Origin of the sequence: Lutibacter sp. (genome assembly GCF_021647475.1) — a bacterium.
In the GTDB taxonomy this organism is placed as follows: domain Bacteria; phylum Bacteroidota; class Bacteroidia; order Flavobacteriales; family Flavobacteriaceae; genus Lutibacter.
Map to the genome: position 1 here is coordinate 1 of NZ_JAKIUR010000059.1, position 15680 is coordinate 15680.

A 15680-nucleotide genomic window follows, 5' to 3' on the forward strand; every position below is an offset into this window, starting at 1 on the left:
GCGACCAAAGGAGCGTTATTCTATTTCAATAATGCCACATTTTAAAATCAAATTTAAACTCGTATATTTGAGTAATGTTTAACTAAAAAGAATAAACGCTTTGTTGCGTTAGAACCTTGAATCCAAGTCAGAATATTCTTTTCATTCACTCACACAACAAGCAGACTCTTAAAGATGTGGTTCAACTCCTTACAGACTCTAAAATACCTGTCGCTGCCATTGCGGACATTGATTTATTAAATGATGAAACAAATTTTAAAAATTTGTATGAAGCATTGACTACTCAAAAAGTAAGTAAAGCACTTTTAAAGACTAGGGCAGCAATTGACAAGTCTGTTAAAAATCAAAATGACACATCTATTTTAAATTCAATCAAATCAAATGTTGAAGAATTTTTGGAACAACTAAATAATTCAGAGCATACTCTAGATGGTGCTAAAGGTGCTTTAAATAGAATCAGGAAAGAAGCAACTAAATGGGCTACTCAAAAGGAGAAAGGTGTTAGTGGTTTTGATACTGAATATCAGAAAAAGGTTAATAGATTCATAGGAACTTTGAAATCTAAAAAGTTGTTTATAGTTCCTGTTGGTGAACTTGAAAAATGGATTCCTTTGGGAGTAAAAAAAAATAAATGGGTCATCCCTGCTTTAAATAAAATATATGAAGGTAAAACACCTGATAATCTAAAACATTTCATCAAATCTATATTAGTTAAAATGGGAGAAAACGTCTCCTAAGCTGTATATAGCAAATAGGGCGTTTAGTGATTTGAGAAAATTTAGTGCTATATACAAACACCGCCAAATCGTTGATTTGGCTTTTAAGGATGAATAAATTAAAAACAAAATACAACGTTTTGGCTCAGTGCAAATTTGAAAGTACAGTGCTTTCTACTGCGCTACTTGCCATATACTAAACATTCAATATTTATTAGAAAACAACTTCCTCAATAAACAAGACACAAAAAAACTAACTACAGCTCCAATAACAGCCATAACAATAGTAAAAAACACATCATCTAGGCTAATATTTAAAACTGTAGATAGCAACGTACCCCCAACTATTCCAGATCTAAGTTGTAAATCATTGTTCATTTTTGTTAGGCTCTTTTTTATCATCAGTTACCACTGCCTGACTTACAGCAGTTGCAACGGTTCCTGCAACGGTCATATAATACAGTAACAACAATGGCAGGTAAAGAAATTGGAGCTGCAATAATAACCCCTCCAGCAGCTGCTAAGGCAATACCAATATTCCGTAATGTTCTAAAAAATTTGGGTGTTTTTTTTGTATATCGTTCTGTAAGTTTCATAATTAAGATTTAATGATTAGTGTAATGTTTTCTTTCCTTTCAAATGCCTGATAGCAAAGGGATATGAGTTTCTGAAATACTGTTCTTGAGTTTAATCCTTTTCCAATTCCTGTAAGTGAACTTACAGGTGCCAAACAACCGCCTAATTCTTTTTTGGCATTATTTGCAGGGTGAATCAATATCAAACTTCTTCCAGATACATTTTCAAGTACTAAATGATGCTTAAATTTTTTTGAAAATCGTGATTTTAATTTATAGACACCTTCCGGAATACAGGAGATATTTCTTTGGTTGTTTAACCAGGGCAATTCAATAACAAAACCAAAAAACCGACCTTTATAAAAAAGGGCACTATTCGTACCCTCTTTATAATAGGACCTTTGCAATTCAAATTCCATTAAACAGTGTCAACTTTCACAGCGGACAAAGCATTGTAAGAACCGTTTTTCAATGGATACATAGCGCCATTTACTTCCTGATAAAATTCAATCCCCAAAACCTGAATCACAGGAAGTGTTGAATTTGCAGTTACAGTTGCCGTTAAATCAATGGCAGCAGTCATCGCACTATCATACGGTAAAATTGCAGTTTCATCATTTTCAAAAGTAGAAGTTTCCCCTGCAAAATCTACTTCTGTAGCGCCAGTTACTACTTTAAAATGAGTTGTTCCTGCTGGAGCAGCAACACGCACCGTTGGTGCAAACGGAGCAATACTAACAGTTGCATCACCAGTAACACGGTCAAAAGCATTAACTACAGGAGCAAATAATGTAGCCCCTAACTTTCCGTTGATGTTGAATTCAAATCCTTGTAAAAGGCTCATATTTCCATCCTGAATAGTTCGTAAACCACGATCATTAGTTGTATCAGTTTTCACAACTTTTAATAAATCCGTAGTTAATCTACTTACCACTCTTTTATCTTTTGCATTTTGCAAAAGAATACGAATCGCATTTCTTACTATCTTTCCACCTTTTCCAGCTCTACCAAATTCAGAGCCATTTTCTCGCGTTCTTTGAAACGCTGGGTCATTTGCAATTCTTGAAGCATCTACGCCCCCTTTTTCACGAGCAAGATCTCCATCACTTGTTTTGTAAAAGGTAATACCTCCAATAGTACCTTTTAATTTAATTATACCGGTCTGTCTAGCCATACTATATAAAATTTTTAATTCTCAACAAATGAAAGTATCTTTATATAGGAATTCAAAAACCTAGAACCATCTCTTCCGAAAACAATGTTTTATACCGAATAAAGACATATAGTAGAGGTTAAGATGAAGCTAGGATAAAGTATAGATAGAGTATAAATGAAAATTATTAGAGCTTGCATATACCCAAAAGACATTCAATGCATCACTGGAAGAAGTGAACGCTATGGACGAAAGCTTTTACGAGAAATAAAAGTACACTTTGGAAAAGAGCAACATCAGTTTGTTACAATTAAAGAATTTTCTGAATACTCTGGTATTGAAGTAGATATCATAAATCAATACATTTCGGATTAAATAAAAAGGGACTAATTAGGGGTCAGTTGAAAGAATGATTTCTGTAGATACTATGAATAAAGGGTTTCCGAGATAGGAGAGGGAGCCATCTTCTCCACAGTAGCACTTGCAACCCTTTAAAGAAATTTAGAGGGTTTTGTTTTTAAATACTAGCAAGTTTAGTTCAGTATGGTGAAACTAATTTATATCATATTTAATTCCGTGTAAATCAATTATTTTTGTAAATTATCATAAAACTATATAGAAGATGAACACGAGTTGTAATTTAAATAGCCTTTGGTTTTTAAAGAAATTAGCAATCATATTTACTTTTTTATTGCTTTTTACTAGTTGCTATTTTAATAAAAAGGCTGATAATACCGTTTTAAATATTTCAATAACTTCAAAAGGTGATTCAATATATGAAATACAGCAAAAACACAATAAACCTACTTTAAGAGTTATTGTTTCATCTATGATTTCTCCAAAGGAAACACGGATTTATTATCAAGACTTATTTACATATATGTCTAAAAATTTGAATTATAATATTGAGTTTTTACAACGAAAAACCTATAAAGAAGTAAATGACTTGTTGATTGATAATAAAGTAGATTTGGCAATTATTTGTTCAGGTGCATATATTAATAAATCTGCAAAAAATAAAATAGAAATATTAGTTGTTCCTGTAGTTGACGGCAAACCTTTTTATCAAAGCTTCATAATAGTGAATAAAGATTCTAAAATTAATAAATTCACTGAATTAAAAAATAAAAAATTCGCTTATACAGACCCTATTTCAAATACGGGTACACTTTATGCAAAATGGCTTGTTGAAAGTTTAGGAGAAAATGTTGACCATTATTTTTCAAATACAATATATACATATGCTCACGATATATCTATGCAATTAGTGGCTAAAGGCATTGTAGATGGTGCTAGCATCGATGGTTTAATTTTTAACTACATTAAAAAACATGATCCAGAAAGAGTAAAAAATTTAAAAATTATTAAAAAATCAGAATTATTTGGCATTCCTCCTGTTGTTGTTCCTTGTAACTTAGATGCTAAATTAAAGAATGAATTACAAAATTTATTTCTTAATATTCATAAAGATTCTTTAGGGGAAACTATCTTAAGTAAAATTTCAATAGATAAATTTATAAAGGGAAGAGATATTGATTACAATAATATAAGAGCTATGAATAGTCAAATAAAATAAATTGTATAGATGTTTAATAAATTTTTCTCATTACGTCTATTTTGGAAATTTACTATAGCAATTGTTCTTGTTGTAACCTTATTTGGTTCAGCTAATTTATATTTTTTAAGTTACTCCATAAATGATTTATTTGAAAAAGAACTTTCTAATAACGGACTTATTTCTGCAAAAACACTCGCAGATAGATCTATAGAACCAATTTTATATAATGATTTAGCTTCTCTAAATAAATTAGTTTCTGAAGTTAAAAGAAATAATAAAAATATAGCTTATGTTTTTATTTTAGATGCTAATAATAATGTAATGGCACATACATTTTCTAAAGAAGTACCATTAAATCTAATTAATATCAACAAAAACAATCAAATTCAAACTATTAATTTAGAATATAAAGAGGGTATCACAACGTTAATTAGAGATATTTCTGCACCTATAATAGATAGTAGTGTAGGACAAGTTAGAATGGGTTTTTATGAAGATCAATATTTAAGAACGCTGAATCTTGCTAAAAGCTTCTTTTTAGGATTAGTAGTCCTGTTTTTAATTGTTGGTATAATTGGGGCATTTATTTTTTCATATATAATTACAAAACCTATAAATTTATTAAGTAATACTGCTAAAAAACTTGACTTAAATCAGTTTAAAATTAATGCATTTAATGATGATAAAAAAGAGATTATATTATCTTGGCAAAATCCGTTTGGTGTTCATGATGAAATAGATGATTTGTTTGAAACATTTAATGGAATGATAAAACGCTTAGAAAAAACCTATACAGAACTTCAAAATGCCCAAGAAAGTTTAATGCAATCAGAAAAAATTGCGGCTATTGGAACACTCTCAGCGGGTATAGCTCATGAAATTAATAATCCTATTGCAGGTATTCAAAATTGTTTAAAACGAATTTCAGAAAACCCGAACAATATAAAACAAAACATATCGTATATTGAATTGATGGATGAAGCCATTCAAAAAATTAAAAATGTAGTACAGGGGCTTCTTAATTTTAGCAGAAAGCAAGACTTAATTTTTACAGAGGTTGATGTTAAAAAAGTTATTGAGAACACACTTCTTTTAATAGCATATCAGTTAGAAAAGTCAAGAATTACTATTATAAAAGATTATCCTAAAAAAATACCAAGTATAAAAGGAAGTTTTAATCACTTAGAGCAAGTTTTTTTAAATCTAATAATCAATGCTATTGATGCAATAAATGAAAAAAAATTAATAAATGAAAATTACAATGGAGAACTTGATATTTGTATTTTTACAACGAAAGATTATTTAGGAATAAAAATAAAAGATAATGGTATTGGTATTCCAGATGATAAATTAAAACAAATCTTTGATCCATTTTATACACTTAAGAAAATAAAACAAGGAACAGGATTAGGTTTGGCTGTAAGTTTGAATATCTTACAACAACATCACGGAAAAATAGAAGTAAAAAATAATGTTGCTGGAGGAATAACCTTTAGCATATATTTACCTTTAAATAAGTAATATTTTATGTCAGAAAAATTGAAAATTGCAGTAGTTGATGATGAACGTATCATTAGAATAACTATTGCAGATGAACTTAGAGATAAAAATTATATAGTTAAAGAGTATGCCAATGCCCAAAGTGTACTTATTGATTATAAAGATTTTTTGCCAGATATTTTAATTACTGATATTAAAATGCCAGGAATGGATGGTATTGAGCTTTTAAAAAAAATTAAACTGCTAAATACTAATATTACTGTTATTGTAATGTCTGCATTTGGCACTGTTGATGTTGCGGTTGATGCAATGAAATTAGGAGCTTTTGATTATTTAACAAAACCATTTAATACTGATGAAATTTTTATTTTGTTAGATAAAATAAAAGAATTTACCTCCATTAAAGAAGAAAATAAAATTCTTAGAAAAAGAATAGAAAAAAAATATGATTTTTCTCGTTTTATTGGAGATGAAAAAATAAATCGAGAGATATTTAAACATATTCAAATAGTTGCAAACACTAATACAAGTGTTTTAATAACAGGAGAAACGGGTACAGGAAAGGAATTGCTTACCAATATTATTCACTATAACAGCAATAGAATAAATAAACCTTTTGTAAAAGTAAGCTGTGCAATTTTATCTAAAGAAATTTTTGAAAGTGAAATGTTTGGGCACATAAAAGGTGCTTTTACTGGAGCGGAATATGATAAAATAGGAAGATTTGAATTAGCTAATGAAGGAACCATTTATTTAGATGATATAGATGATGTTCCCTTAGAGTTGCAAGTTAAATTACTTAGGGTATTAGAAGAAAGAGAAATAGAAAAAGTAGGTAGTTCAAAATCAATTCCTATTGATGTTAGGTTAATTGCCTCAACAAAACGAGATTTATTAGAACTTGTTAAAGAAGGGAAATTTAGAGAAGATTTATACTATAGATTAAAAGTATTTCCTATTGATTTACCGCCATTGAGAGAACGTAGAAATGATATTGAACATTTGATATATTATTATATTGACAAATTTAAAAATGATAAAATAACCATAGAAAAAGAAGTTCTAAAATATTTAATTAATTATAATTGGCCAGGTAATATTAGAGAATTAAAAAACCTGATAGAAAGGTTGGTATTGCTTGCTACCAATGGTATAATATCAAAAGATTTGTTACCATTAACTATAACACAGCCATCTATTAAAAATGCTTTTTCAAATAATTTAGGTCAGCCACTTGATAAAACAGTTGCTAATTTAGAAATTTCTTTAATTTCAAATGCTTTAAACGTTACTAATAATAATAAAACTAAAGCTGCTAAATTATTAGGACTACCCATTTCAACTTTAAGAACCAAAATGGAAAAATACGGATTATAAAAATCCATTTTATGTAACTTAAGTAACGGAATCCCGCTAAAGTAACGGAATTCCGTTACTTTTTTGTTTTTGTTTTTAATTTTTCGAAATCTTGGATGGCTGATTATCAGTTGATTAATATTTAATCATGATTTATTTTTATAAAGGTGTTGTTTTTGCATAGTAACAAGCATAACAAAAATTAAATAATTTATAAATAAACAAAATCATGAAAAAACTAATTATTTCATTGGTATTGGTTCTTACAGTTGCAAGCTTAAGCTTTGCACAAACTTCTAACGAAGAAGCCTTTAAACCTAGTGGTAAAATTCATTTTAAAGTATACTGGAATTACCATGCCGACTTTACAACAGATGCAACACAAACAAGTGCATTTGACATTAAACGTACTTATTTTGGATATAAGTATAAATTAAGTAAAAACATTTCTACTAAAATAACTTTTGATGTTGGTAAAAATGACGGAGGTAGTGCTTATACAGCATTTTTGAAAATAGCACAATTAGATTGGAAAGTAGCTAATGGTGTTAAATTAAGTATGGGCTTAATAGGTATGAAACAATGGAATGATCAAGAACATTTCTGGGGATACCGTTATTTCTTTAAATCATTTCAAGATCAAAATGGATTTGGTAGTAGTGCTGATATGGGTGTTAATGCTGAATTTAAATTAGCTAAAAATTTAAAATTCGACTTTTTAATAGTAAATGGTGGAGGATATAAAAAATTGCAAGATCAAAATGGATATCAAAAATTTGGTGCAGATTTAGTATTTACTCCTGTAAAAGGGTTAATTGCCAAAATATATGTTGATACTCAAAATGCTGAGAATTCGAAAGCAGTTTCTAATCTTGCTTTATTTGCAGGTTATAAAACGGGAAATTGGAGATTAGGCGGAGAATATAATAAGCTTAGTAATGGTGAAAAATATACTAGCCCTGCTGAAGATCATAATTTAGATGGGTTCTCTGTATATTCAACGTATGCATTTAATAATAAATGGGAAATATTTGGACGTTATGATCAACTAACTTCAAACGTACTTGTGGGAGATACTGAAGCTTGGAACTTTAATAAAGATGGTTCTCAAATTATTTTTGGTGTTCAAGTAGCTCCTGTAAAAGGATTAAAATTTGCTCTAAATTATCAGGGTTATACATTCGACAACTCTGCTATAAACACAAAATCTTTAGTGTTCTTAAATGCTGAATTTAAATTATAGATTTTAGCATGAAGGATTATTTTCTTAGACGATTTTTTTAGAATCAGTTTAAAGAAAAGTTTAAGAAAATAATCTTTTTCAAAATCATTTAATACTAATTTTTAAAAATTAGTATTAATAAAAAAATAACCTAAAAAATTAAATTATGGGTAATACTAAAAAAAATGACAGACGAGATTTTCTCTCTAAATTTGGAACTGCTTTTATAGCAGGGGCTGCTTTAAGTCCACTTATTTCAAATGCTTCCGAGCTTTTAGAAACAGAAAATAACGTTACTGAAATAAAAAATTTTAAAGGTAGCTTTGAAGATTTACTTGGAGGCGATTATACCAATATTAAATTAAGAATGCAGGATGATGTAAGACGTGCTTTAAAAAAACCGATGAAAGACCGTAAATGGGCAATGGCAATTGACTTACGTAAATGTGTTGGCTGTAATGCTTGTACAGTAGCTTGTATTGCCGAAAATGCACTACCTCCAGGCGTTGTATATCGTCCAGTTATTAAAGAAGAAATAGGAACCTATCCAAATGTTTCAAAAATTAATCTTCCTAAGCCTTGTATGCAGTGTGATGAACCTCCTTGTGTTGATGTTTGTCCTGTTGAAGCAACTTGGAAAAGAGAAGACGGTATTGTAGTTATAGATTATGAAGCCTGTATAGGTTGTAGGTATTGTATGACTGCTTGTCCTTACGAACACAGAATGTTCGATTTTGGTGAAAAATACTCAGATGGTTTACCACTAGTAGCAAACTATGATAAAAGGCCATCTTTTGAATATGGAAAAGAATGGGATAGAGAAGACAGACATTCATCACCTATTGGAAATGTGCGAAAATGTACTTTTTGTGCACACCGTTTAGACGAAGGTTTATTACCGCAATGTTTAACCACATGTATTGGTGGTGCAAATTACTTTGGCGATTTAAATGACGAAGATAGCGTTATTGCAAAATTGGTTAGTAGGCTAAATGTATTTAGACTTAAAGAAGAGATGGGCACAGAACCAAATGTATATTATATCAGATAATTTTAAAAAAACTAAAGATGAAAAAAATATTTTATATACTATGGGGCATTGCATTTATACTAGGATGTATAGGTGTAGCTCAACGATTTATGTACGGTCATGAATTAGCAAATTACGGAAATAGAGTAGTTTGGGGTTTATGGGTGGCCATGTACATTTACTTTATTGGACTTTCAGCTGGAGCATTTTTGCTTTCTTCGCTTGTATATGTTTTTAAAATAAAGATGTTTGAAAAAGTAGGGAAACTTGCTTTAATTACAGCCTTGGTTACTTTACTTTGTGCGTTATTATCTATTTGGTTTGATTTAGGTCATATGTGGAGAGCTTATGAAGTTATTACGCGTCCAAATTTACCACATTCTATGATGGCTTGGATGATTTGGTTATACTCAGCGTATTTCTTATTACTTGTTTTAGAAACTTTATATGCTTTTAGGATAGAGTCTGGTAAATATGATGGTGATAAATTAAAATCATATCAAAAAAAATTAGGCATACTTGCAACTATTGGTATTCCTTTAGCTATTGCTTTTCACGGTGGTGTAGGAGCTTTATTTGGAGTGGTTGCAGCAAATCCAATGTGGCATAGTGCTTTAACTCCTATATTTTTCTTAGTGGGAGCTATTGCATCAGGTAGTGCACTATTTACATTAATATTTGCCTTTTTCTGGGATAATAAAAAAGGTGAATACTATCAAAATATGTTAAAAACTCTTGCTAAAATTGTTTTAGTAGCAGTTTTATTTGATGTCCTTTTAGAATGGGCTGAATTATCTATAGCATTATGGATGGGAAGTCCTGAACATACAGCTGGATTTAGAGCGATGCTTTTTGGTCAATATTGGTATGTTTTTTGGATATTCCACTTACTATTTGGTGTCGTAATCCCAGTATGGATTTTGGCAACCAAAAAAAATGGAATTGCCATTGGATGGGCTTCACTGTTAGTTGCTTTTACTTTTATTGGAGTTCGATTAAATATTGTAGTTCCAGGTCTAATAGGTGAAAAAATTCCTGGAGAAGCATCAGCATATATTCAACCACGTTTAACATATAATTATTTTCCAAGTATGATGGAATGGTTGGTAGGTATCTTTATTGTGGCATTTGGTATTGGTTTATTTTATTTAGGAAACAAATATTTTAAGCTAACAAAAGAAAATAATTCAGTTAAATCCTAAAACTTAAATTATGAAAAACAAAATTAAAAATAACGAATCAAGAAGGTCGTTTATAAAAAAGTCTGCACTTTTAGGAGTAGCTGCAACAGGTTCTTTAACAGGCTTTAGTGCTATCGCTTCAATGACTGAGGAGGAAAAAAGAAAATTCATGTATGAACTTCAAAAGCCTGAGAATATAATATATTCTGCTTGCTTGCAATGTCATAACTCTTGTAGTATCAAGGGTAAGGTCTTTGACGGTAAATTAGGTAAAATTGATGGAAACCCTTATAGTCCTCAAAACATGTTACCTCATTTAGATTATAAATCAGATATTGAATTTGCTTCAGATGTTGATGGTAAAGTTTGCCCTAAAGGACAAGCTGGCGTTCAAACTTTATATGATCCTTACCGAGTTCGAAAAGTATTAAAAAGAGCTGGTGCACGTGGTTCAAATAAATGGGAAACTGTAGATTTTCACCAAGCAATTGATGAATTAGTAAATGGTGGCAATTTATTTGGTGAAGGTAATGTAAAAGGTCTTAAAGATATTATTGTATTAAGAGATCCTAAAGTTGCCAAAGAAATGGCTGCTGATGCAAAAGCTTTTGGTAAAGGAAAAATGACTTTAGAAGCTTTCAAAGCTAAACATGCAAATAATTTGGATAAATTAATTGATCCTAATCATCCGGATTTAGGACCTTTAAATAACAAGTTTGTTATGATGTGTGGTCGTATTGAACACGGTCGTAAAGAAATTGGTAAACGATTTGCACATGGAACTATGGGATCGAATAACTTTTTTGAACACACTACTATTTGTGAACAATCTCATCATATTGCCTATAAAGAAGTATCCAATCAATGGGTTGTAAAAGATGGAAAGGGAAAATGGACTGGTGGTAAAACACATTTAAAACCAGACATCTTAAATTCAGAATTTGTAATTTTCTTCGGAACTGGAGCTTTTGAAGCCAACTTTGGTAAAACATCTATGGCTCAAAAAGTTACAGATGGCTTGGTAGATCGTAACTTAAAATTAGCTGTTATTGACCCACGTATGTCTCAAACTGCTGCCAAAGCACACTGGTGGGTGCCAATTAAACCTGGTACCGATGCTGCTTTTGCTTGGGGTATGATTCGTTGGATTATTGAAAATGAACGTTTTGATAAAACTGCTTTAACAAATAGTAATTACGCTGCAGCTCATGAAACAGGTGAAACAACTATTTCAGATGCTACTTTATTAGTGAAAATTGAAAATGGTAAGCCAACAACTTTCTTGAGAGCAAATGAAATAGGATTAGGTTCTAGTACAGATTTTGTAACTATGGTTGATGGTAAACCTACAAAATTAGATATTCACGGCAAAAAAGCAATCCATGGTGATCTTTTAACAAACACTACTATAAAAGGTATTGAAGTTAAATCTTCATTCCAATTAGTGGTAGACGAAGCTATGAGTAAAACGCTAGGTCAATGGGCTGGTATTAGCGGAATTAAAGTAAATCAAATTACTGAAATCGCAAAAGAATTTACCTCTCACGGTAAAAAATCTGCTATTGATATGTATCGTGGAGCAGTACAACACACTAACGGTTATTACAATGGTGTTGCTATTATTTACTTAAATATGTTAATTGGTAATACAGATTGGTTAGGTGGAATGCAAGTAGGTGGTGGACATTGGCATGAAGATGGAAGTAAACATGGTATTTACAACTTTAAAAAAGCGAATCATCCAAATAAATTAACAGCATTTGGACCTCCAATTACGCGTGAAAAATCTAGATATGAAGATTATTCTTTATTTAGAGAAAATGGGTATCCAGCGAAACGTAATTGGTATCCGCATTCAGGTAATATTTATCAAGAAATATTAGCTTCAGGTGAAGACAAATATCCTTATGGAATAGATTTCCTATTCTTACACAAAGGAACTCCTTTATTATCTGCTCCAGGTGGTAATGTAGCTATTGACTATGTAAGTGACCCAAAAAAACTACCTATTTTTATAGCTTCTGATATTGTAATTGGTGAAACATCTATGTTTGCAGATTATATTATACCAGATACTACCTATATGGAACGTTGGGGAACACCTCATACAACTCCAGATGTAGCACAAAAAGCGAGTAAAGTACGTCAGCCAATAGTACCTTCTATTACAGAAATGGTAGATATTAATGGTGAAAAAATGCCTATTAATTTAGAAGCTGCATATATAGCTATAGCTGATAAATTAGGTCTTTCTGGTTTTGGAGAAAATGCATTAGATAATGGATTGCCTTTAACGCGTCCTGAAGATTGGTATTTAAAACATGTTGCAAATATAGCAACCGAAGGAAAAGCAAAAGAAGCTACAGATGAAGAAATGAAAATTTTTGAATCTGCCAGAAGACATTTCCCTAAAGAATATGTTAATATGGATCGTTTTAGAAAAGCAGTTGGTGGCGATGAATCATTATTTAGAAAAGTGGTTTATATACTTAATAGAGGTGGTATGTTTGAAGATTATGCTAAATCATTTGCCAAAGCTCCTTATGCTGAGCATCAATTAAAAGGATTTTTAAAATTCTTCCCAGAAAATGTAGCTAAAACTAAAAATTCAATAACTGGTGTTAATTACAATGGTATTGGAGCTTATGAAGTTATAAAACAAATGGATGGAACACCTACAGGTTTTGAAACTGTAAAAGATGATGAGTTAATTATGAGTACCTTTAAAGAAGTATTTGGAGGTCAATCTCGTACCATAAGTAATTATTGGACTCAATTATCATTAGATCCAGAAAATGTACTTTATATAAATAAAGTAGATGCCGATAAACGTGGATTAAAAAATAATGATTGGGTTACATTACATTCAGACTCAAATCCTGAAGGAATTGTTGACTTGAAAAACGGTACTAAAATCCAAGTAAAATCTAGAGTTCGAGTTATTCAAGGTGTTCGCCCGGGTGTAGTTACTATGTCTTGGCACTTTGGTCACTGGGCTTATGGTTCTACAGATGTTGTAATTGATGGTGAAACTATAAAAGGAGATGCAAGAAGAAAAGATTCAGCTTGTCCAAATCCAATTATGGCAATTGATAAATCACTTAATATGTGTTTAACTGATCCTATTGGAGCAAGTGCTTCTTATTTTAACACAAAAGTTAGGATTAAAAGAGCCTAATTTTTAAATTAATGTTCTTGAAAGATTTTGAGGTGTTTTTCGCCTCAAAATCTTTCTTTAAATTCAAAAAATAATGAAATTATTAAAAGTTATAAGTATTGTATTAATTACTTTTTCTATTATTTCATGTACTAGAAGTAATGGAAAAAACAGCAATGAATCCAAAACTGAAATTAAAACCAATAACAAAGAAAATACAGGTGCATTGGTAGAAATTTCTGCTGAAGAATTGTTGAAGATGCTTAAATATGATAAAAATGCATTTGTAATTGATGTTAGAAAAGCAGATAAATCTATTCGATCTTGTAAATTAATTAATGGATATAAACATTTAGAAGATAGTTTGATTTATAAAAATCCTGATTTATTACCAAAAGAAAAAACCATTGTTTTACTTTCTAAAGATGGTATAAGAAGTAGAAATCTAGGTGAGTTTTTATCCAAAAAAGGGATGACTGTTTATAATGTAAAAGGCGGAATGGATAGCTATTGGGCTTGGAGAGCAGATATTATTCGTGAAAAACTTCATATTTATGATAAAGAAATTGATGTTATAGAATTGTATGCCGATGATTTTGGCTGTTAATTAATTTAAAAAAGATAGGTTATGTATATGTTAAATATATTTTTAGGAATGGTAGGAGCTCCACAAGTGATTATAATTGCAATTGCAATTTTATTATTATTTGGTGGTAAAAAAATTCCTGAATTAATGAAAGGAATTGGTCAGGGAATGAAAGAGTTTAAGAAAGCGACCAAAGATCTAGAAAAAAAGCAAGAAAAAATATCAGAATAATAGACTAAATGAAAGGTGATAGAAATTATAAAAATGTAATAAGTATTTGTGGGGCAAGAAGAAATGTAGGAAAAACATTTTTAGGAGAAGCTATTATTTCACATTTTTCAATAAATCATGATGTTATTTCTGTTAAAATATCAAAGTTTAAACATAAAACTGAAGACAAAGAGAATCTAAAAGAATTATATAAAACCCCTCATTATACAATTTGGCAAGAACTATTTTTTACCCATAAAGATAGTGGAAGGTATTTAAAAGCTGGAGCAAAAACTTCTTATTATATAGAATGTGATGATGCCCATCTTTTAAATGCTTTTTTGTTTGTTTATAGCCGTTACAGTACTACAAATTTAATAGTTTGTGAATCTGCAAGTATCACTAAATATATAAAGCCAGCTATTTCTATTTTTGTTGAATCAGATAAATATCAAACAGAAAAAAATAAATTAAGAAGTTTACAGAAAAGTACTTTGGTATTTAAAGAAAGAAGTATTGAAATTTCAGTGCCACAGATATTTTTATCCGTTCAAAATAATAAATGGGTTTCTAAATATTCTAAAAATATATATAATTATGAATGAATTATATGATTTTGAATTAGAAAAATATCATTTTGATAGAAATAAATTATTTAAACGGCTGCTTCAAATTGCAAATACTAAAAATACAATTAGTTTAATTGAACAAAAAACAATTAGCAAAGGTACATTTCTTGTTAAAGAAAACGAGAATGTTACTGGATTTTACTTTATTTTAGAAGGAAAAATTAAGGTATTTAATACAGGTGCTCAAAATAAAACACAGATTTTAAAATTAGCATCAAAAGGTGATATTGTCGGCTTATCAGGATTTAATTCTTCATATTATTGGTCTAGTGCCATAGCAGAGCAAAATGTTGAAGCATATTTTATAACTCCTAAAAATTTAGAAATTTTATTGGGCTTATATAATGATTTCGCCTTATTATTGATAAAAGCATTGGCTTTTAAAGCAAGAAATTATGAAATTCGTCAAAAACATTTAAGTTTGTTTCCAGCCACTGAAAGAATTATTGATTCTTTATTGTTAATTGCCTCTAAATTTGGAATAAAAACTTCAAATGGTATTTTTGTAGAGCATTGCACTTCTAGAAAAGACATTTCATCATTTGCTAGCGTTTCAGAAGCAAATACCATTAGAACATTAAGAAAACTTAAAGAAAAAGAATACATTACCGTTGCTTCTAAATTAATTATTATTACAAATAAAGAAGCATTAATAAATCAGCTAAGAAAATATTGCTGTCCCAGGGCAAACTCACACTTTTTCTTTGATAAAAGCTAGATAATCAGTTGATTTATAGTTGTCAAAGTTATTAATTATTTGTATATTATACTGATAATCAATAATTTACATCAATGACATCAAGTAGT

The 15680-nt window shown here is 29.9% G+C and carries 15 protein-coding genes; 12 read left to right on the forward strand and 3 right to left on the reverse strand.

Translation table 11 applies throughout. The features are described from left to right. Positions 1–116: 116 nt before the first annotated feature. Complete coding sequence (locus L3J60_RS11680; protein ID WP_291975724.1) at positions 117–737, forward strand: hypothetical protein; 621 nt, start codon at positions 117–119, stop codon at positions 735–737. Between the two features lie 183 nt (positions 738–920). Here L3J60_RS11680 and L3J60_RS11685 read toward each other — a convergent pair whose 3' ends face one another. From L3J60_RS11685 to L3J60_RS11700, 3 genes are all read right to left on the reverse strand, one after another. Then, positions 921–1094 (reverse strand): hypothetical protein, encoded by a 174-nt coding sequence (locus L3J60_RS11685; protein ID WP_291975725.1) that lies wholly within the window; start codon positions 1092–1094, stop codon positions 921–923. A gap of 220 nt (positions 1095–1314) precedes the next feature. Beyond that, positions 1315–1710: a DUF5675 family protein gene (locus tag L3J60_RS11695; RefSeq protein WP_291975726.1), complete on the reverse strand. Its 396-nt coding sequence runs from the start codon at positions 1708–1710 to the stop codon at positions 1315–1317. After that, entirely contained in the window at positions 1710–2465 is a 756-nt protein-coding gene (locus L3J60_RS11700) for a hypothetical protein (protein WP_291975727.1), read from the reverse strand. The genes L3J60_RS11695 and L3J60_RS11700 overlap by 1 nt, the downstream gene beginning before the upstream one ends. Positions 2466–3066: 601 nt before the next feature. Between L3J60_RS11700 and phnD the strand changes: the two genes are divergently transcribed. The 11 genes from phnD (at position 3067) to L3J60_RS11760 (ending at position 15591) form a co-directional block, all read left to right on the forward strand. After that, a complete protein-coding gene (gene phnD / locus L3J60_RS11710) occupies positions 3067–4020 on the forward strand; it encodes a phosphate/phosphite/phosphonate ABC transporter substrate-binding protein (RefSeq protein ID WP_291975729.1) in 954 nt (317 codons plus the stop codon). 9 nt (positions 4021–4029) lie between these two features. Next, on the forward strand, positions 4030–5523 hold the full coding sequence (locus tag L3J60_RS11715) for an ATP-binding protein (protein ID WP_291975730.1): 1494 nt from the start codon (positions 4030–4032) through the stop codon (positions 5521–5523). 6 nt (positions 5524–5529) lie between these two features. Next, positions 5530–6879 (forward strand): sigma-54 dependent transcriptional regulator, encoded by a 1350-nt coding sequence (locus tag L3J60_RS11720; protein WP_291975732.1) that lies wholly within the window; start codon positions 5530–5532, stop codon positions 6877–6879. A gap of 208 nt (positions 6880–7087) precedes the next feature. Further along, on the forward strand, positions 7088–8101 hold the full coding sequence (locus tag L3J60_RS11725) for a hypothetical protein (protein WP_291975733.1): 1014 nt from the start codon (positions 7088–7090) through the stop codon (positions 8099–8101). A 145-nt stretch (positions 8102–8246) separates the two neighbouring features. Continuing rightward, positions 8247–9131: a 4Fe-4S dicluster domain-containing protein gene (locus L3J60_RS11730; RefSeq protein WP_291975734.1), complete on the forward strand. Its 885-nt coding sequence runs from the start codon at positions 8247–8249 to the stop codon at positions 9129–9131. A gap of 17 nt (positions 9132–9148) precedes the next feature. Continuing rightward, positions 9149–10312: an NrfD/PsrC family molybdoenzyme membrane anchor subunit gene (gene nrfD / locus L3J60_RS11735; RefSeq protein WP_291975735.1), complete on the forward strand. Its 1164-nt coding sequence runs from the start codon at positions 9149–9151 to the stop codon at positions 10310–10312. 10 nt (positions 10313–10322) lie between these two features. Next, on the forward strand, positions 10323–13469 hold the full coding sequence (locus tag L3J60_RS11740; RefSeq protein WP_291975736.1) for a molybdopterin-dependent oxidoreductase: 3147 nt from the start codon (positions 10323–10325) through the stop codon (positions 13467–13469). A gap of 73 nt (positions 13470–13542) precedes the next feature. Then, on the forward strand, positions 13543–14055 hold the full coding sequence (locus L3J60_RS11745) for a rhodanese-like domain-containing protein (protein WP_291975737.1): 513 nt from the start codon (positions 13543–13545) through the stop codon (positions 14053–14055). Positions 14056–14082: 27 nt separating this feature from the next. After that, a complete protein-coding gene (tatA, locus tag L3J60_RS11750) occupies positions 14083–14265 on the forward strand; it encodes a twin-arginine translocase TatA/TatE family subunit (protein ID WP_291975740.1) in 183 nt (60 codons plus the stop codon). Between the two features lie 8 nt (positions 14266–14273). After that, positions 14274–14849: a hypothetical protein gene (locus tag L3J60_RS11755; protein WP_291975738.1), complete on the forward strand. Its 576-nt coding sequence runs from the start codon at positions 14274–14276 to the stop codon at positions 14847–14849. Continuing rightward, complete coding sequence (locus L3J60_RS11760) at positions 14842–15591, forward strand: Crp/Fnr family transcriptional regulator (protein ID WP_291975739.1); 750 nt, start codon at positions 14842–14844, stop codon at positions 15589–15591. The genes L3J60_RS11755 and L3J60_RS11760 overlap by 8 nt, the downstream gene beginning before the upstream one ends. The last annotated feature ends 89 nt before the right edge of the window (positions 15592–15680 follow it).